Consider the following 19288-nt stretch of genomic DNA (forward strand, 5'->3'; position numbering starts at 1 on the left):
GGTTTTAAGACTAGAATACTCTCAAAATTAACCTCATTAACAATTATTCAATTCATTAATAAGTTTACTTTTGATAGAAATATTAACAACTTAAAAATTAGTATTATTTAAATGCACAACGGGTTAGGTTTATTATTTAATAGTTTATTATTATCCTTAAAGATATCTTGTATAGGCCTATTAAAGTTTACTTGTATAGGCTTATCAAATATTGTTATATACCTATTCAAGATTTCTTTAGTACCCTTATCTCTGTATAAATGCCTTTCTATATACCCGAATTCTTCTAGTTGTTTAAGCCAAAAATTAATTGACTGTGTAGATACTTTGTATAAGTTTTCAAAGTATCTATTTGTAGCATAACAGAAACCAAGTTGATTGGTTAATGAAGTTATCTCTGCAAATAAAATTTTTGCATTTGGTGTTAGTCTTTTATCATACCTAACAGGTGCAGGTAAAATAGAATAATAAGAGGGCTCTTTCGATTCCATTATTAAACACTTTTAACTAAATCTCTATTATTTCTTGCATATTCAAGTAGTTTCTTTTTTGAATAAAAAATTGGTCTTCCAATACGCATATATGCGTCTCTTGGAATTTTACCAGATTTGCGCCAATCAATGATTGTGGTTACACTAATCCCTAAAAGTAACGAAGCTGCTTTTTGAGATAATTTTTCATCATCAGTTGGAATTGAAGAATCAACTAATTCTGTCTGTCTTATTTCATTTATTACAAGTCTTACTGCTCTTACTAAATCTTCTTTACTGTGTGTATAGAATAATACATTTGCCATCTTTTTAAATTTACCTTATTAGATTAAAACTCACTATGAGTTTCGATAAAGCAAATTTGACACAAGCTTCCACTTGATACAATGGTCTAAAAAAAAGTGATATTATAAATTCCTTTAGCGGTAAAGGGTTTGAATGAAAAAAATAAATAAAATAAGCTAAAAAATGATAATCATATTCTATTTAACTAAAATATTGTTTAATAATATGAGATTTAACATCAGAAACTAAAGTAGTATATTTTGAATTATTCTTATCCCTTTTTATTGAATGTTCTTTAAAAATCCGTCTATTATTTGCAATCGAGTTATCAGAATTTTTATCTTGACAATAGAAATTATTTGATATTATTTTAGACGCTAAGAGTGGATTAAAATTAACAAAACAATTTTCATTTTGCATTATTATTATAATAGCTCTAATATTGTTTATATCTTGAATTGATAAATCTTCTAAAGCAGGATACTTTAAAAATGTAAGTCCTGTTAGTTTTTTATTAATATTTTCAATATTTGAATTGTAAGAAAACTTATAATGTCTTTCTTTACAAAATTTAAAAGAATATTGAATTGAATTTAATAATTTTATTTCATCCTTACTTTTTAAGGAAAATTTAGATTTTCCCTTATCTGATAAATGAATGAATCTTTTAAATAACTTAAAAATCTTATTTGGAGATATTCGTTTTTTTAATTGAAGCTTATTTGTAAATTTTCTTGAAAGTCTTTCTTCTCTCACTCTAACTCGTTCTAATGTATATTTAAAACTATCATTCCCTTCCATTTTTTTAATAATTTAATATCAATTGTCTTAAACTTTATCCCAAGTGTTATCCATTTCTTGTCTTTTAAAATCTTCTGCAATTTTCACGTAACGCCTAAAACTTTCCTCTTTTTTATGTCCTGTAATATTTCTAACAACCATTTCTTTCATTCCAAGAATTAAAGAATTTGTTACAAAAGTTTTACGTGCTGTATGAGAGGTAATTAATTTGTATTTAGGGACTGTTTTATCAATTCTTTTTTGACCTACATATCTGGTTTTCGTAATCATAGTGTCAATCTCAACTATTTTACAACACTCTTTAATGTACTTATTGAATTTCTGGTCAGAAATAACAGGTAAAGGTTCGTGAATTGTGTCTTTATATCTTTCTAAAATTTCTCTAGAAAACTTATTTAAAGGTATTTTAGTGTTGATTGCTTTTGTTTTTTGAACAGTAATTAACAAATAGTCGTTTTTTACATTTGATGGCTTTAGAGCCTTGTAATCAGATATTCTCAAACCCGTTACAGAATTAAACACATACATATCTTTTACTTGATTTAATCTATCAGATTCAAAATCGTGATTGTATAACTTCATTAATTCCTCCATTGTCAAATAGATAATTTCGGTTTCATCTTCTCTAGCTTTGAATTTTTTATACTTTAAGTTATTGTGATATTCTTTATCTAAAGACCAATTCATAAAAGTTTTTAAAACCTTTATAATGAATGCGAAGTAGCTATTTTTGTTTTTTCTTTCCGTGAAAGTATAATCCTGTAATTTCTCAAAAAAGGTGCTATCAATAGAATCAAATAATAATCTTGTTCCAGAATAGGATTCAAAATCTTTTAAAAAATTTATAGTTGTAACATAAGACTTAATTGTCCTTGGTGTCTTTGTGGACTTACTTGAATCTTTAAATTCTTCAAAAGTTGGAAAAAACTCATGAGTAAGATTTACCTTATCTAATCCGTTTTCAAGTTTCTCTATAATAAAATCTTTAGTAGGATTGATGTTATTTAGTAAAATGTATCTAAACAACTTCTTTATTTCATCTTCTTTTTCATCAATTACCTTATTATATTCAATGTGATAATTATAATCCTCACTTTTTAAGAATGGTTTAATTCTCTGTTCTCTAATCCTCCAATGTTTGGGCAAAGACTTTACACCTTTTATGGTTTTTCTTATTCTAACACTATTGAAGCTAATAGTCATCAAAACTGGCATTAAACCATTTTTATCAACCTTTTCTTTTCTTAAACTAAATGAAACTTGCATATGACTTCAAATATATAAAAATACATTTAAAGGGTGTCGAAAAAGGTGGCTAAAAATTAATATAATTTAATACAAATTGATTTTAAGACATAAAATATAGTCCTATTTATGCTATATAAGTAAAGAAGATAGGGTTTAAGTAGATTTAAAAAATTAGGTACTCCCGCCTTGAGTACTAAAAACCTTAACAAATTTTGTTAAGGTTTTTTAATATATTTGAAGTTCCTCTAAAACTTAAAAAATGGACGACTTTATTTTATACTTTAAAATGGGCTTAAATCACGTATTAGATTTTTCTGCCTATGATCATGTTTTATTTCTAATTGTTTTGGCTGTTGTCTTCAGCATTAATCAATGGAAAAAGGTGCTCTGGTTAGTAACTTTATTTACAATTGGACATTCAATAACTTTAGCATTATCTGCATATGGAGTCTTAAAAATTAGAATGGATTTAATTGAATTCTTAATTCCATTAACCATTTTTATAACGGGTGTAATTAATATTTTAACTGCCAAAAAATCTTCATCAGGAAAAGAAAATATTAATTTAATATTTGCAGTTTTCTTCGGTTTAATTCATGGCCTTGGTTTTTCTAATTATTTTAAAATGATGGTTGGTAAAGAAGAAGATAAATTATTTCCTTTAGTAAAATTCGCTTTGGGTATAGAAGCAGCTCAAATAATTATTGTTTTAGGAATCTTAATTATTGGTGCAATTCTTCAGAACTTTTTTAGAGTAACCAAAAGAGATTGGGTGCTTGTTTGCTCATCAATTGTTATTGGTTTTTCAATTCAAATGATGTTAGACCGCGTATTTTGGTAAGAAATTAACTTGGTGTTTCTACAAATCTTTATACTTTCGTTGTTATGACAGAAAAAAAGCAATTAAAATACGATAACGCTTACTTAAAAATGGCATTGGAATGGGGTAAATTATCTCATTGTAAACGCAAGCAAGTTGGCGCTTTAATTGTAAAAGATAGAATGATAATTTCCGATGGATTCAATGGAACGCCAACAGGTTTCGATAATTGTTGTGAAGATGATGACGGACTTACAAAGTGGGAAGTTTTACACGCAGAAGCCAACGCAATCTTAAAAGTTGCTTCTTCAACACAATCAGCCAAAAATGCAACTTTATACATTACATTATCGCCTTGTACACAATGTAGCAAACTAATTCACCAAGCAGGTATAAAACGCGTGGTTTATGCCAGAGCTTACAGAGATACTTCAGGAATCGATTTCCTAGAAAAAGCTGGAGTAGAAATTAAGTATTTACCCTATGAAAAATAAAAACAACTTACCAATATATTTCTCTTTAGCGGTAATTATCGGAATTTTAATTGGTGTTTCTTTTGGAGGAAATTCTTCAAACATGCTTTCTTTTAACAAGAATTCATCACAAGAATTAAAGATAAAAAGACTTATCAATTTTATTGAAAAAGATTATGTAGACACCGTAAATACAGAAGATCTTTTAGACGGCGCAATTAAACAAATGTTGGGTAAATTAGATCCGCATTCTGTATATATTCCTAAAGAAAACTTGCAAGCAGTTACAGAAAGTATGCAGGGTAATTTTGTGGGAATTGGCGTTCAATTTAGAATGATAAACGATTCAATTACAGTAATTCAGCCTATAAAAGGCGGGCCAAGTATTAAAGCTGGTATTAAAGCTGGAGACCGAATTTTAAAGGCAAATAAAGACACTTTGTTTGGTAAAGATATGTTGAGTGGCGCTGTTCCAAAATACTTAAAAGGAAAACCAGACACTAAAATTGCACTTCAAATTTATAGAAAAACTAATGACTCACTTTTTACAGTAAATCTAATTCGCGGAAAAGTAAACATTAAAAGTGTCGATTTAGCCTATATGATAAACGACAGTATCGGTTATATAAAACTAGACCGTTTTGCAAGAAATACGTATACAGAATTCAAATCTTCATTAAATAATTTAATGGATGATGGTATGACGGATTTGGTTTTAGACTTGCGCGGGAATGGCGGTGGTTTTGTAGATATTGCTAATAGTATTATTGATGAATTTTTAGAAGACGATAAGTTAATCGTTTTCACAAAAAACAATAAAAATAAAATTGATGAATCTTTTGCAACTTCAAAAGGAAGTTTCGAAAAAGGTGGTTTGTATGTTCTAATTGATGAAAATTCTGCATCAGCATCAGAAATTGTTGCAGGAGCTTTACAGGATAATGACAAAGGAACCATTATTGGTCGTCGTTCTTTTGGTAAAGGTTTGGTACAAATAGAAATGGATTTAGGAGATGGTTCTGCAGTTCGTTTAACAACAGCCCGTTATTACACACCAACTGGTCGTTCTATTCAGAAACCTTACGATCGTAACGGAAATAAGAATTATTACAAAGATTATCAAAAAAGAATTTCTAGTGGAGAATTGTTAAGTAAAGACAGTATAAAAGTAGTAGATTCTTTAAAATTTAAAACTCCAAAAGGAAAAACTGTTTATGGTGGAGGTGGAATAATTCCGGATGTTTTTGTAGCAATAGATACAACCTCTTACATGTCTAATTATTATTTTAATACCATTAATAATTTTGCTTTCGATTATGTAGATAGCAATAGAAAAGATCTTCAAAAATGGACTGTTGATACTTTTATAACCGATTTTGATAAAGATGAAACTGTTTTCGATAATTATCTTTCGGATATAAAAGACATTATTAAGCCTTCATTTAAAGCAAAACAAAGCATTAAAAAATACTTAAAAGCATCAATTGCAAATGCCCTTTTTGGTGATGTTGGTTTTTATAGAATTACACACCTAGAAGATAAAATGCTACAAAAAGTATTGGAGTTGGAAAGTACAAATGAATAGCTTTTCTTTGCAATAATGACGACAATTATAACTTCAGAAAATAAAAAAGTCTATTTCGCATCAGACCAACATTTAGGTGCACCAACACCAGAAGCTAGTTTTCCTAGAGAAAAAAAGTTTTTAAATTGGTTAAATGAAGTCAAAAAAGATGCTGAAGCTATTTTCTTATTAGGTGATTTATTCGATTTTTGGTTCGAATATAAAACCGTTGTTCCTAAAGGATTTGTTAGAGTCTTGGGTAAATTAGCCGAAATTAAAGATAGCGGAATTCCTATTTATTTCTTTGTTGGTAATCATGATTTATGGATGAATGATTATTTTGAAAAAGAACTGAATATTCCTGTTTTTCATTCTCCTCAAGAGTTTATTATCAACAATAAAAAATTTCTAATTGGTCACGGAGACGGTTTAGGACCTGGAGATAAAGGTTATAAACGCATGAAAAAAGTGTTTACTTTTCCTTTGTTTAAATGGATGTTTAAATGGTTACACCCAGATTTAGGTGTAAAATTAGGACAATATATGTCCGTAAAAAACAAACTAATATCTGGTGATGAAGATGCCAAATATTTAGGTGATGAAAACGAATGGTTGGTGCAGTATTGCAAGCAAAAACTAACAGAACAACACTACGACCATTTTGTTTTTGGCCACAGACATCTTCCTTTAGAAATAAAATTAAAAGAAAATAGTACCTATATAAATCTTGGCGATTGGATTCAGTACTTTACCTATGGAGAATTTAAAGAGTCGGAATTCAAACTGCTAAAATTCAAGGGTAATTCTCTTTAAAATAAACAAAACCAACCCAAATCTTTAACCAACTTTTAACAAATAGAAATATGTTAAAATTGTAGTTTTGTTTCATAACAAAATAATACCTAATACAAAATATAATGGATGTAGATGTAAGAGCTATTAATGAGAAGATCGAAAGAGAAAGTGCCTTTATAGATATTCTTACTTTAGAAATGAACAAAGTAATTGTTGGTCAAAAACAAATGATAGAAAGTTTGTTAATTGGATTGATAGGAGACGGACATATCTTATTAGAAGGTGTTCCTGGTTTGGCAAAGACTTTGGCAATTAATACATTGTCTAAAGCAGTACAAGCTAGTTTTAGTAGAGTGCAATTTACACCAGATTTATTACCTGCAGATGTTGTTGGAACCATGATTTATAACATGAAGGAAAACAATTTCGAAATTAAAAAAGGTCCAATTTTTGCAAATTTTGTATTAGCAGATGAGATTAACAGAGCGCCAGCAAAAGTGCAATCTGCTTTGTTAGAAGCAATGCAAGAACGTCAAATAACCATCGGTGATACTACTTTTAAGTTAGACGAACCTTTCTTAGTTATGGCAACTCAAAATCCAGTAGAACAAGAAGGAACGTATCCTTTACCAGAAGCGCAAGTAGATCGATTCATGTTAAAGGTTGTTATTGATTATCCGAAATTACAAGATGAGCAAATTATTATGCGCCAAAATTTAACTGGCGGATTTGCAAAAGTAAATCCAGTAGTTTCTGTAGAGCAAATCATTAAAGCAAGACAAGTTGCTAGTGAGGTTTATATGGATGAGAAAATTGAGAAATATATTCTTGACATTATTTTTGCAACTCGTTATCCAGAAAAATATAATTTATCAAAATTAAAAGATCTAATTAGTTTTGGAGCTTCACCAAGGGGAAGTATTAACCTTGCAAGAGCTGCAAAATGTTATGCTTTTATAAAGCGAAGAGGTTATGTTATACCAGAAGATGTTAGAGCTGTTGTTTTTGATGTTTTACGTCACAGAATAGGAATTACGTACGAAGCGGAAGCAGAAAATGTAACTTCTGTAGACATTATCAACTCAATTATTAATGAAATTGAAGTGCCTTAAAATTGTGTAAATGGGTAATTGTTTAACTGAAAACAAAATTACCTTTTTAACATTACACAATTACACGATTAAACAATTACACGTTGCAAACAAAAGAAATACTTAAAAAAGTTCGTAAAATAGAAATTAAGACAAAACGTTTGTCTAATGATATTTTTGGAGGTGAATACCATTCATCATTCAAAGGACGAGGTATGACTTTTTCTGAAGTAAGACAATACCAATTTGGTGATGATGTAAGAGCAATTGACTGGAATGTTACTGCACGCTATAATGAACCTTATATTAAAGTTTTTGAAGAAGAACGAGAACTAACAATGATGTTGTTAGTAGATGTTTCTGGTTCAGAATTATTTGGTACATCAACTCAATTTAAAAAAGATACCGTTACAGAAATTGCTGCAACATTAGCATTTTCAGCAACTCAAAATAACGATAAAGTTGGTTTAATTTTATTTTCTGATGACATAGAACTATTTATTCCTCCTAAGAAAGGAAAAAGTCACGTTTTAAGAATTATTAGAGAGTTAATTGAGTTTAAACCAAAAAGTAGAAAAACAAATATTGCAGCAGCTTTAAAGTTTTTATCTAGTGTAATGAAGAAAAGAGCAATTGTTTTTATGCTGTCTGATTTTATGGATGATGATTATGAAAAAACACTAAAAATTGCCGCAAAAAAACACGATTTAACCGGAATTAGAATTTTTGATAAACATGATCAGGAAATTCCTAATTTAGGAATGGTACCAATGTTAGATTCAGAGACTAATGAAGTTAAGCTAATAAACACAGCTTCAAAATCTGTAAGAACAGGTTATAAAGCAAATTCTTTAAGATTAACAGATTACTATACAAACATGTTTAAAAGAAGTGGCGCTGGTACTGTTAACACAAGAGTTGATGAAAACTACGTAAAAAAATTATTAGGCTATTTTAAACATAAAGGAAGATAGTAAAAATGAAAAAGCAAATATTCTACATACTACTATTTATCTCTACCATAAGTTTTGCGCAAAAACCAATGGTAAAAGCAGAAATTGATACCACCAATATTAGAATTGGTGAACAATTTCAATTAAAAATTTCTGTTGATGAAACTCAAAATGTCATCCTTCCAAAGATAAAATTACAGGGTTTAGAAATTATAGATTCTACTAAAGTAGATACTATTAAAAACTCTTTAATTAGAAAATACATTTTAACAGGTTTCGACAGTGGTTCTTTTTACATCCCGCAGCAACAAATCTTCGTTAAAAATCAAGCTTTTTTAACAGATTCATTACTAGTAAATGTTGCAACCGTTGCTATTGACACTACTAAAGTGAAGAAGTTTCCTATAAAATCTATTAAAAAAGAACCGTATACTTTCGATGATTTTAAAATCTACGTTTATATTGCTTTAGCTGCATTGGCAATTATTGGTTTTTGGATTTATTGGTTTGTTATTCGAAAAAGAAAAGAAGAAGAAGAAATACAAACATATAGAACTTTGCCGCCTTATGAAGAAGCTATTTTTAGGTTAAATGAGCTAGACGAAAAACTACTGTGGCAAAATAATAAAGTAAAAGAGTATTATTCTGAATTAACAGAAATTGTGCGTGGCTATATAGAAAGAGAACTAAAAGTACCTGCATTAGAAAATACAACAGACGAGGTTTTAGAGATGTTAAAAAACTTTAAAGATGCAGAAACCATACAAACCTCTCAAGTAACTTTAGACAAACTTAAAAGCTTATTACGTGAAGCAGATTTAGTAAAGTTTGCAAAATCGAAACCTTTAAGTATGGAGATTGAAGAAGATAGAAAAGACGCACAAGATATTGTGAGTAATTTAAAACCTAAACCAATTATAGAAGAAAATGATGAATTGGAATAATTTTGAATTTCTAAATCCGGAGTTTCTTTGGTTATTAATACTAATTCCATTATTGGCAATTTGGTATTTCTTTATACGCAAAAAAGATACTGCAGTTTTAACAATGCCAAGTGTAAAAGGATTTAAAACAACTTCTTTTGTATCTAAATTAAAACCGTTATTATATCTTTTAAGGTTATTAACTTTAGCTGCAATTATTGTTGCATTAGCTAGACCTAGAAATGTTTCTGTAAGTAAAAAAACCAAAACAAATAAAGGAATTGATATTGTTATGGCAATAGATGTTTCTGCAAGTATGTTGGCTAGAGATTTAAAACCAAATCGTTTAGAAGCGCTAAAAAAAGTAGCAGAAAACTTTATAGATAGAAGACCAAATGATAGAATTGGTATTGTAGTTTATGCAGGTGAAAGTTTTACACAAACACCAATTACAAGTGATAAAGCTATTGTAAAAAGAACAATTGCTGGTTTAAAATGGGGTCAATTAGAAGGTGGAACTGCAATAGGTATGGGTTTAGGTTCTGCTGTTAATAGGCTAAAAGAAAGCAAAGCTAAAAGTAAAGTGGTTATTTTACTTACAGATGGTGTAAATAATTCTGGTAATATTGATCCGAGAACTGCTACAGAATTAGCCAAAGAATTAGAAATTAAAGTCTACACAATAGGAATTGGAACCAACGGAATGGCAGATTTTCCTTGGAGTAGAGATCCAAGAACAGGAAAATTAAACTTTAGAAAACAACAAGTAGAAATAGATGAAGATCTTCTAAAGGAAATTGCAAAAGAAACAGAAGGACAGTATTTTAGAGCAACAGACAATGAGTCATTAAAAGAAATTTATGATGAAATTGACAAGCTTGAAAAAACAAAAATAGAAGAATTCAAATATTATAATTATCAAGAAAAATTTAGATTTTTTGTCTTTTTAGGACTTGGTTTTTTGGTGTTAGAGTTTTTGTTGAGAAACACGGTATTTAAGAGTTTTATATAAATAAAAGTGTAAATATTGAATTGTTTAATCGTATAAATGTAAAAAGGGTGTACTTATTTTCATTTGAAAAACTAGAAGTTTGGAAAGAATCAATCCAACTTTCCAAAGAAGTTTATAAAATAACTTCTACTTTTCCTAGTGAAGAAAAATTCGGGTTAATTAGTCAAATTAGAAGAGCTACAAATTCAATTGCAGCTAACCTTGCAGAAGGGACATCAAGAATTACAAATAAAGATAAAGCACATTTTACAACAATTGCTTTTAGTACAACAATGGAAGTTTTAAATCATTTAATACTATCGAAAGAATTAAAATTTATTTCTCAAGAAGAATATTTAAAATTAAGAGAACGAATTTATAAAATATCTAACATGTTAAACGCATTGCGAAAAGCACAGTTAAACAAATAAACGATTACACAATTACACAATGTATAAAATAGAAGAACCAATTTATTTTTATTTACTAATAATCATTCCAATAATGATTGTTATTTTCTTGTTGGTTTTCTGGTGGAAAAAAAGAACACAACGTAAATTTTCTGACACGTTTTTGTTAGAAAAATTAGCGCCAAATTCGTCTACATTTAAAACAGTTTTAAAATTGATAATGCTTCTTTTAGTAATTTCTTTTTTAGTAATTTCTTTAACTAATCCCAAAATGGGAACCAAGTTAAAAACGGTAAAAAGAGAAGGTGTAGATGTTGTTTTCGCTTTGGATGTTTCCAAAAGTATGTTAGCAGAAGACATTGCGCCTAATAGGTTAGAAAAAGCAAAACAAATCATTTCTAAAATTATAGATAAATTAGGAAGTGATAGAGTTGGTATTATTATTTATGCAGGTAATTCTTACCCTCTTTTACCAATAACAACAGATCATGCCGCAGCAAATATGTTTTTACAAAACGCGAATCCGGATATGGTTTCTAGTCAAGGAACAGATATAAATGGAGCGTTAGAATTGGCAAAAACGTATTATAATAATGACGAGCAAACCAACCGTTTTTTAGTTATTATTTCTGATGGTGAAGATCATCAAGAAGAAACAAAACAAGTAGCTCAAAATTTAGCAAACGATGGTGTAAAAATTTATACTGTTGGTGTTGGTACAGAAAACGGTGGTCCAATTCCTATGCGCTTAAATAATGCAATGATTGGCTATAAAAAAGACAATAAAGGAGAAACTGTTATCACCAAATTAAAGCCAGCTGTTTTGCAAGGAATTGCAGATGCAGCTAACGGAGATTATATAGATGGAAATGTTACTGAAAAACCTGTAACGTTTATGGCAGATATAATTGCTAATGCTGAAAAGAATGAATTTGAAACCAAACAATTTTCAGATTATAAAGACCAATTTCAATGGTTTTTAGCAATTGGATTACTATTTTTAATTATTGATATTTTCTTATTTGATAAGAAAACCAAATGGGTTAGAAAGATTGATTTGTTTAACGAAGAAAAAGCAAAAAAATAAGATGAAAAATTTTAAATACATACTTATAATTTTCTTGATGTTCTTATCATCAAAAGAAATTTTAGCTCAAAAAGATTCTATTTCTTTACAACGTAAAGCGAGAAAGTTACTACGAGACGGAAATGAATTGTACAAAAAACAACAATTTACAGATGCTTCTGTAGCATATCAAAAAGCACTAGGAAATAATACAAAATATGACAAAGCTACTTACAATTTAGGAAATGCTTTATATCAAAATAAAAACTATAAAGAAGCTGTTCCTCAATATCAATTAACAGCAGAAACGGCTAAAAATAAATTTACAAAAGCAGAAGCATACCATAATATTGGTAATGCAATGATGGAACAAAAACAATATCAGCCTGCTGTAGATGCTTTTAAAAATGCATTAAGAAACAACCCTAATGATGATGAAACTCGTTATAATCTAGCAGTCGCCAAAAAAATGGTAGACAAAGAGAATAAAGACGATAAAAAGAAGGACGACAAAGACAAAAAGGATAAAAAAGACAAAGACGACAAGAACAAGGATAAAAATAAAGACAAGAAAGACGGCGACGACAAGGATAAGAAAGACGACAAAGATAAAGAAGGAAAAGGAGATAAAGATAAAGATAAAGATAAAAAGGATAAGAAAGACCCTAAAAAAGAGGGCAAAAAAGATCAAAAAAAGCCAAAACCTCAACAAGGAAAAATGACACCTCAACAAGTTAAACAGTTATTAGAAAGTTTAAATAATGAGGAGAAGAAGACCCAAAAGAAAATGAATGCTAAAAAAGCAAAAGGGAAAAAGGTAAAACAAGAAAAAGATTGGTAGAAAAAGCCCATCTATACTTCTTCCCGAAGGGAAGAAAAACTCATGCTTTAACAAGATTGTAAAAAAAAGTATATAAATTGATTGCAAATAAATATAAAAAAAAGAGTGACAACCAAGAGTTTTTTTCCCGTTTTGGGAGATTAAGAAGGGCTTTTATGTTTGTTTTTTGTTTATTTTCTCTAACTGTGCTTGCCCAAGATGCAACATTAACAGCAAAGGTTAGCAAAAATAAACTTGGCTTAAATCAGCGTTTAAGAATAGAATTTTCTGTTAATAAACAAGGTGGAGATAACTTTACACCACCAAGTTTTATAAATTTTAAAGTAGTTGGTGGTCCTAGCCAATCTGTTAGCCAATCTTGGATTAACGGAAAAGTAAGCTTTTCTCAATCTTACACTTATATAATTCAACCAACCAGAAAAGGAGAATTAACAATTGGAACTGGAAGCATAAAAATTGCAGGGAAAGTAGTAAAATCTAAACCTATAAAAATTATAGTTTTAAATGCTGTAGAAATACCTAAAGACCCAAATGACCCCAATTATATTGCACAACAAAACATTCATTTAGTTGCAGAAATCTCTAAATCTAGACCTTATGTTGGTGAAGGAGTTTATATAGAATATAGATTGTACGTTAGTGAAAATGTTAGTGTTTACAATTATGGTGTTACAGAAGCGCCAAAATACAATGGCTTTTGGAACCAAGAAATTAAAGTAAACGGACAATTACCTGTAAAAAAAGGAAAATACAACGGAGAAGATTACAGGTATATAACACTTCAAAAAGCTTTATTAATACCTACAAAATCAGGAAAACTAGAAATAGATCCAATGAAAATGGATATTGTTATTGGTGTTCCTACCGGAAGAGCAGATTTTTTTGGAAATGTTATTACTAGAAATGTTACTAAGGGGTTTTCTTCAGCAAAAAAAATAATTCGCTCTAAAGATCTTCCTTTAAAAGGAAAACCAGCAAACTTTATTGGTGCTGTTGGTGATTTTAATTTTGATGTTTCTTTAAGTAAAGAAGTTTTAAAAGCAAATGAATCTTCACAAATAAAAGTGGCCGTTTCTGGAAAAGGAAACTTAAAACTATTTGAATTACCAGAAATTACAACTCCGGTTGAATTAGAAAAGTATCAACCAGAAAGAACAGAAAAAGTTAGAGTACGTGCTAGCGGAATTTCTGGTTCTGTTTCAGATTTATATACCGTTGTTCCTCAATATAAAGGAAAATATAAAATACCAAATGTATCTTTTTCTTACTTTAATCCAAAAGAAGAGAAGTATAAAACAATTACAAGTAAAGACTTTTTTGTTGATGTTTTAGAAGGAAAAGAATTAGTTACTGTAAATACAAGTTCAATAAAAAAACAAGATGTAGTTATTACAGGTAAAAACTTTAGATACATTGCTACAAAAAGTAATTTTAAATCTTCTAAAAATTCCGATTTCTTTAAATCTAGTTTGTTTTATATTCTTTTATTATTACCGTTAATTGCAATTCCTATTGGTGTTTTCATCGCTAAAAAGAACCAAGAAAGAAGTAATGATATTGTTGGTAATAAATTAAGAAAAGCAGAAAGGTTAGCAAAGAAGTTTTTATATGAAGCACAAAGACAGTTAGGTAAAAAAGAAGCTTTCTATGAAGCTTTAGAGCGTGCATTACACAACTATTTAAAAGCGAAGCTAGGTATTGAAACTTCTGATATTAGTAAAGATAATATTACTGATATTCTTAAAAGTAAAAACGTTGATGATGCCACAATCAGTCAGTTTATTGAAGTTCTAAAAAGTTCAGACTTTGCACGTTATACACCAATAACAAATACAGAAATGGAAGCCGAGCTTGAAAAAGCTAAACAAGTAATTATTAAATTAGATAAACAGTTTTAGATATGAAAAAAATCGTTTTTTTATTTTTGATAATATGTAATTTTACATCAGCACAAACTGCAGATAGTTTATTTGTTACTGCTAATAATTTGTACAAAAATGGACAATTTGAAGAAGCCATAAAAAAGTACAAAAAAATTGAATCTCAAGATTTAATTTCATCAGAATTATACCATAATTTAGGAAACTCCTATTATAAACTAAACAAAGTTGGCCAAACAATTTACTATTACGAAAAAGCTTTAAAACTGAATCCTTTAAACATAGATGTAAAGAATAATTTAATATTTGCAAAACGCTTAACCCTAGACAATATTGAAGAATTACCTAAAACCGTTTTACAAAGGTTTAATATAAATTATTTACAGAAATTGTCTTACAATCAATGGGCAATTGTCGTAGTACTTTTCTCTGTTCTAGCATCTTTATTGTTTTTACTGTTTTATTTTGCTGAAGTTCCATCAAAAAAACGATTCTATTTTGTAACAAGTATTGTAAGTTTTATTTTATTAATCACCACACTTTCTATCACTTATCATCAATACAACAAGTCTGTAAATAAAATTGAAGCTGTTGTTTTTGCTGAAAAAACTAAAGTTAGAAATGCACCAACATTAAATTCTGATGAAGTATTTACTTTACATGAAGGTGCAAAAGTATTTGTTTTAGATGCCGTAGATAATTGGAAAAAGATTAAATTAGCAGACGGAAAATTAGGCTGGATAATTGCCGAAGAAATTAAAGAGTTATAAATTAATGAGAAACAGAACAGCAATTGTTTTAACTTTTATTTTTACATTATTTATTGTGAGTCCCACAATAATTTCTGTTGTAGAAAAAAGTTTTGATGTTTCTATTCTTTTTAGCATGAATGAAGAAGAGAACAACCAAAAAGAAACTTCTAAAAATCTTGATATTGAATTCTCTGAAACAAAAGCTTCTTTACCGCTTTTTAGCACTTTAAATAAATCTACTTTATTTAATTTTTACTCTAAAAAATATGCTAGTATTTCACTAGAAAATAGTTCTCCGCCTCCAGAGTTCTTATAAGTTACTTCTTAAATTACAACAACTATTATCAACTTAAAATCCGTCAATAAAGATGGATTAATATTTCTATTTATGAAAAAATTATTTTCAAATATCAAAGGTGATGCTTTTGGTGGAATTACAGCCGGTATTGTAGCCTTACCTTTAGCTTTAGCTTTTGGTGTTTCTTCTGGTTTAGGGCCAAGTGCAGGTTTATACGGTGCAATTTTTATTAGTTTCTTTGCTGCTTTATTTGGTGGAACAAATACACAAATTTCTGGTCCAACTGCACCAATGACCGCAGTAAGTATGGTGGTTATTGCAGGAATTGTTGCCGCAAATGATGGTGATCTTTCTAAAGCATTACCAGCTATTTTAACCGTATTCTTATTAGCAGGACTATTCCAAATTGGTTTAGGTTTAATCGGTTTAGGAAAATACATTCGTTATATTCCTTACCCTGTTGTTTCTGGTTTTATGACAGCAATTGGAGTTATCATTTTGTTAACTCAAGTACTTCCTTCTTTAGGTTATTACCCAAAAGAAGATGTAGAATTTGTTCAACAGTTTAAACCTGAAGCAGAAGAATTAATTTTAGAAAACATTCTAAAAGAAGAAGCAGGAGAAGGCATTTTAGTTTTAGAAGATTTTAGTAAAACCATAGAAAGAGCTGGTAAAATTACTCCAGATCAAATTACTAAAGAATCTCAAACACTAGCTGCTAAAGAAGCTTCTGGTGCTTTAGGAGCCTTAAAAGCTTTTCCTAGAGCAATACAAAATATTAATTGGTTAGAACTTTTACTAGCGCTTGGTACCATATTTATTATCTATGGTTTTAAACGGATTACCACTAAAATACCAAGTACACTTGTTGCATTAATTGTAATGTCTGGTATTGCAGTTGGTTTTGGATTAGATTATAGAACAATTCAAGAAATACCTAGTGGAATACCAACCATAAAGTGGGAGATATTTTCAGGTTTTTCTTTAAGTAACATTACACCTTATATTTTTACAGCCTTAACACTTTCACTTTTAGGTGCAATAGATTCATTATTAACAAGTGTGGTTGCAGATAATATGACCAAAACAAAACACAAACCTAATAAAGAATTAGTTGGGCAAGGAATTGGAAATAGTGTAGCTGCTTTGTTTGGTGGAATACCAGGAGCTGGAGCAACTATTAGAACTGTAGTAAACATAAATGCTGGTGGTAAAACAAAGCTTTCTGGAATGATTGCAGGATTAATGCTGCTAATTGTTATGTTAGGTTTAGGACCTGTTGCCTCTAAAATTCCTGCAGCAGTTTTAGCCGGAATTTTAATTACTGTTGGTATTGGTGTTATGGATTATAAAGGATTAAAAGCAATACCAAGTTTACCAAGAGATATTAAATTTGGTCCTTTTAAATTGAGTTCAGAAGTATTAATTATGATTGTTGTTTTACTTCTATCTACTTTTTGGAATCTAGTTTACGCAGTAGGAATAGGACTTGTAATTGCTTCTTTAATGTTTATGAAAAAAATTGGAGATTTAACAGCAGAAAGATCAGATGTAAAAAGCCTTAAGGAAGAATCTTGGGCAGATGAAAAAGACTTCCCTGAAAATTTAAAAGAAGAAGTTTTTATCAAACATATAAAAGGACCTTTATTTTTTGGGTCAACAAGCGATTTTCAAGCATTAGCTCAACAGATACCAGACACTGCATCTACAGTAATTATGCGTTTAGGTAGAATGCAATATATGGATCAATCTGGTTTGTATGCAATGGAAGACATGCTTCAAGACTTAAAAACTAGAAACATAGAAGTTTTATTCGTAAATTTATTAAAACAACCAAGGTATATGATGGAAAGAATTGATATTATACCAGATTTTATACCAACAGAACACATTTTTAAATCATTTGATGAATGTGTAAGTTGGGTAAAATAAAAGATAAAAATATATTATTATGAAAAATATAGCAATAAATAAAGAAATACAAAGTTCATTATCACCAAAAAGTGTTTTGAGTGATTTATTAGAAGGTAATAAAAGGTTTAGAAACAATAGTTTACAAAAAGCAGATTATAACGCTTTAGTAAAAGATACAATTTCTGGACAATTTCCAAAAGCAGTAGTTTTATCTTGTATAGATTCTAGAGTTCCTGTAGAGCAGGTTTTTGATCAAACTATTGGAGATATTTTTGTTGCCAGAGTTGCTGGTAATTTCGAGAATACAGATATTTTAGGAAGTTTAGAATATTCTTGTGCAGTAGCAGGAAGTAAACTAATATTTGTTCTAGGTCATGAAAGTTGTGGAGCTGTAAAAGCTGCCTGTGATGGTGTAGAATTAGGAAACATAACTGCAATGTTAGATAATATTATTCCTGCCGTTAAAGAAGCTGCGTTAGATTTTGAAGATGATGTAGATTCTTCTAATAAAGAATTTGTTGCTAAAACTGTTGAATGTAACGTTCGCTTAACAATAGAAAGAATTCGTGAAAAAAGTAAAATTTTATCAGAAATGGAAGTTGATGGAGATATTGAAATTATTGGTGGTGTTTACTCTTTACAAACAGGAGAAGTAGTACTTCTATAATCAAAAAATAATCTTATAAAAAAACCCAAGGAATTTCCTTGGGTTTTTTATTTATATTTTACTTGGTTTTATTTTAGTAAGTCTTCCTTCCCAGGATTTTCCTCCTAAAGAAGAAGTATAATACACTTTTTTACCTCTAACCCTATTAACAATAATGTGCATTTTTGTGCCCATTTTAAAAGGAAAATTTGGTAATGTTGATTCTCTTATTATTAAATAATACTCGCAATCATTTACCCATTCTATATCAGACTTAATAAAATGCTCTTTATCATTATGATATTCTACATGTTTGTCTTCTTTAAAAACAACAACAACATCCTTTTTAGCATTTCTATATTTAAAAGTGTTGTTTTTTAAAATTTCGCAATTCTTTTTAGTGCTGAATGACATTAATAATGTAATGCTCAATAAAGCTAAAATTTTGTAAGTTTTCCCCATTCTTTTCCTGTTTAACATTCGCAATTTACAAAATTACAAATTAAGTTTATATATTTTCTAATAGGGGTTTTTCCCCTTTGTGTTCTTTTATTATTGAGGGGAATATTGTAGGAGCTATTTTTTTAACCGGTTCATACAAAATTGATTTCTTTAAGGTTTCCTTATCTACAAAAGGAATAGTATCATTCATTTTACCAAAAAAGGTAAAAATAACACTTAATATCAATCCTATTTTTAAGGCGCCAAAAACGCCACCTAATATTTTATTTATGATTCCTAAAGAAGCAAAATCTGCTAATTTTGTAAGCATCTTTCCTAAAAGGGCAATAATTACAATAATTACAACAAATGTCCCTGCAAAAGCAGCTAAAGAAATATATTCTTGGCTCCAAGATACTGATTCTTTTAAAAAATCTCCTATAAAATAAGAAAAATGAATTGCACCGTACACTCCACCAATTAACGCAACCAAAGAAGCAACCTCTACAAATAATCCTTTCATTAAACCTCTTACAAATCCAAAAAGTAATAAAGCTGCAATAATTATGTCAAAAATATTCATAAAAATAATTTCTTCAAACCTA

At 29.1% G+C, this 19288-nt stretch carries 22 protein-coding genes and 1 pseudogene; 17 read left to right on the forward strand and 6 right to left on the reverse strand.

Annotation, left to right across the window (positions count from 1 at the left end):
- A pseudogene (locus tag V3V28_RS00005) lies at nucleotides 1–111 on the forward strand (IS982 family transposase); the annotation flags it as partial.
- Here V3V28_RS00005 and V3V28_RS00010 read toward each other — a convergent pair.
- The 4 genes from V3V28_RS00010 to V3V28_RS00025 form a co-directional block, all read right to left on the reverse strand.
- Entirely contained in the window at nucleotides 108–491 is a 384-nt protein-coding gene (locus V3V28_RS00010) for a helix-turn-helix domain-containing protein (protein ID WP_331362963.1), read from the reverse strand. The pseudogene V3V28_RS00005 and the gene V3V28_RS00010 overlap by 4 nt on opposite strands.
- Before the next feature lie 2 nt (nucleotides 492–493).
- A complete protein-coding gene (locus V3V28_RS00015; protein WP_331362964.1) occupies nucleotides 494–796 on the reverse strand; it encodes a helix-turn-helix domain-containing protein in 303 nt (100 codons plus the stop codon).
- Nucleotides 797–977: 181 nt separating this feature from the next.
- On the reverse strand, nucleotides 978–1577 hold the full coding sequence (locus V3V28_RS00020; RefSeq protein WP_331362965.1) for a hypothetical protein: 600 nt from the start codon (nucleotides 1575–1577) through the stop codon (nucleotides 978–980).
- A gap of 27 nt (nucleotides 1578–1604) precedes the next feature.
- Nucleotides 1605–2843 carry a site-specific integrase gene (locus V3V28_RS00025; protein WP_331362966.1) on the reverse strand — a complete coding sequence of 413 codons (1239 nt, stop codon included), beginning with the start codon at nucleotides 2841–2843 and terminating at the stop codon, nucleotides 1605–1607.
- A gap of 241 nt (nucleotides 2844–3084) precedes the next feature.
- Between V3V28_RS00025 and V3V28_RS00030 the strand changes: the two genes are divergently transcribed.
- The 16 genes from V3V28_RS00030 (at nucleotide 3085) to V3V28_RS00105 (ending at nucleotide 18263) form a co-directional block, all read left to right on the forward strand.
- Nucleotides 3085–3666 carry a HupE/UreJ family protein gene (locus tag V3V28_RS00030; RefSeq protein WP_331362967.1) on the forward strand — a complete coding sequence of 194 codons (582 nt, stop codon included), beginning with the start codon at nucleotides 3085–3087 and terminating at the stop codon, nucleotides 3664–3666.
- Nucleotides 3667–3710: 44 nt separating this feature from the next.
- Nucleotides 3711–4139, forward strand: a complete 429-nt coding sequence (locus V3V28_RS00035) for a deoxycytidylate deaminase (RefSeq protein ID WP_331362968.1) — start codon at nucleotides 3711–3713, stop codon at nucleotides 4137–4139.
- Entirely contained in the window at nucleotides 4129–5703 is a 1575-nt protein-coding gene (locus V3V28_RS00040; RefSeq protein WP_331362969.1) for a S41 family peptidase, read from the forward strand. The genes V3V28_RS00035 and V3V28_RS00040 overlap by 11 nt, the downstream gene beginning before the upstream one ends.
- Nucleotides 5704–5718: 15 nt before the next feature.
- Nucleotides 5719–6495, forward strand: coding sequence for a UDP-2,3-diacylglucosamine diphosphatase (locus V3V28_RS00045; RefSeq protein ID WP_331362970.1), 777 nt, complete (start codon nucleotides 5719–5721; stop codon nucleotides 6493–6495).
- Between the two features lie 104 nt (nucleotides 6496–6599).
- Entirely contained in the window at nucleotides 6600–7589 is a 990-nt protein-coding gene (locus tag V3V28_RS00050; RefSeq protein ID WP_331362971.1) for an AAA family ATPase, read from the forward strand.
- A gap of 83 nt (nucleotides 7590–7672) precedes the next feature.
- Nucleotides 7673–8542, forward strand: a complete 870-nt coding sequence (locus tag V3V28_RS00055; protein WP_331362972.1) for a DUF58 domain-containing protein — start codon at nucleotides 7673–7675, stop codon at nucleotides 8540–8542.
- Between the two features lie 5 nt (nucleotides 8543–8547).
- Nucleotides 8548–9465 carry a BatD family protein gene (locus tag V3V28_RS00060; protein WP_331362973.1) on the forward strand — a complete coding sequence of 306 codons (918 nt, stop codon included), beginning with the start codon at nucleotides 8548–8550 and terminating at the stop codon, nucleotides 9463–9465.
- Nucleotides 9452–10456, forward strand: coding sequence for a vWA domain-containing protein (locus V3V28_RS00065; RefSeq protein WP_331362974.1), 1005 nt, complete (start codon nucleotides 9452–9454; stop codon nucleotides 10454–10456). Before V3V28_RS00060 ends, V3V28_RS00065 begins: the two co-directional genes overlap by 14 nt.
- A 47-nt stretch (nucleotides 10457–10503) precedes the next feature.
- On the forward strand, nucleotides 10504–10866 hold the full coding sequence (locus tag V3V28_RS00070; RefSeq protein ID WP_331362975.1) for a four helix bundle protein: 363 nt from the start codon (nucleotides 10504–10506) through the stop codon (nucleotides 10864–10866).
- 19 nt (nucleotides 10867–10885) lie between these two features.
- Nucleotides 10886–11932, forward strand: coding sequence for a VWA domain-containing protein (locus V3V28_RS00075; RefSeq protein WP_331362976.1), 1047 nt, complete (start codon nucleotides 10886–10888; stop codon nucleotides 11930–11932).
- Nucleotide 11933: 1 nt separating this feature from the next.
- The gene (locus tag V3V28_RS00080) at nucleotides 11934–12752 is read left to right on the forward strand and encodes a tetratricopeptide repeat protein (RefSeq protein ID WP_331362977.1); all 819 of its coding nucleotides are present in this window, start codon (nucleotides 11934–11936) and stop codon (nucleotides 12750–12752) included.
- Between the two features lie 155 nt (nucleotides 12753–12907).
- A complete protein-coding gene (locus V3V28_RS00085; RefSeq protein WP_331362978.1) occupies nucleotides 12908–14650 on the forward strand; it encodes a BatD family protein in 1743 nt (580 codons plus the stop codon).
- Nucleotides 14651–14652: 2 nt separating this feature from the next.
- Nucleotides 14653–15402 (forward strand): SH3 domain-containing protein, encoded by a 750-nt coding sequence (locus V3V28_RS00090; protein ID WP_331362979.1) that lies wholly within the window; start codon nucleotides 14653–14655, stop codon nucleotides 15400–15402.
- Between the two features lie 4 nt (nucleotides 15403–15406).
- Nucleotides 15407–15700: a hypothetical protein gene (locus V3V28_RS00095; RefSeq protein WP_331362980.1), complete on the forward strand. Its 294-nt coding sequence runs from the start codon at nucleotides 15407–15409 to the stop codon at nucleotides 15698–15700.
- 72 nt (nucleotides 15701–15772) lie between these two features.
- Nucleotides 15773–17614 (forward strand): SulP family inorganic anion transporter, encoded by a 1842-nt coding sequence (locus tag V3V28_RS00100; RefSeq protein WP_331362981.1) that lies wholly within the window; start codon nucleotides 15773–15775, stop codon nucleotides 17612–17614.
- A gap of 19 nt (nucleotides 17615–17633) precedes the next feature.
- Nucleotides 17634–18263, forward strand: coding sequence for a carbonic anhydrase family protein (locus V3V28_RS00105; protein ID WP_331362982.1), 630 nt, complete (start codon nucleotides 17634–17636; stop codon nucleotides 18261–18263).
- A gap of 51 nt (nucleotides 18264–18314) precedes the next feature.
- Here V3V28_RS00105 and V3V28_RS00110 read toward each other — a convergent pair whose 3' ends face one another.
- Together V3V28_RS00110 and V3V28_RS00115 are read right to left on the reverse strand one after the other, a co-directional pair.
- Nucleotides 18315–18704 (reverse strand): hypothetical protein, encoded by a 390-nt coding sequence (locus tag V3V28_RS00110; protein WP_331362983.1) that lies wholly within the window; start codon nucleotides 18702–18704, stop codon nucleotides 18315–18317.
- Nucleotides 18705–18750: 46 nt separating this feature from the next.
- Entirely contained in the window at nucleotides 18751–19266 is a 516-nt protein-coding gene (locus V3V28_RS00115; protein ID WP_331362984.1) for a CvpA family protein, read from the reverse strand.
- Between the last annotated feature and the right edge of the window lie 22 nt (nucleotides 19267–19288).

The organism is Polaribacter sp. (assembly GCF_036480315.1).
GTDB lineage: Bacteria > Bacteroidota > Bacteroidia > Flavobacteriales > Flavobacteriaceae > Polaribacter.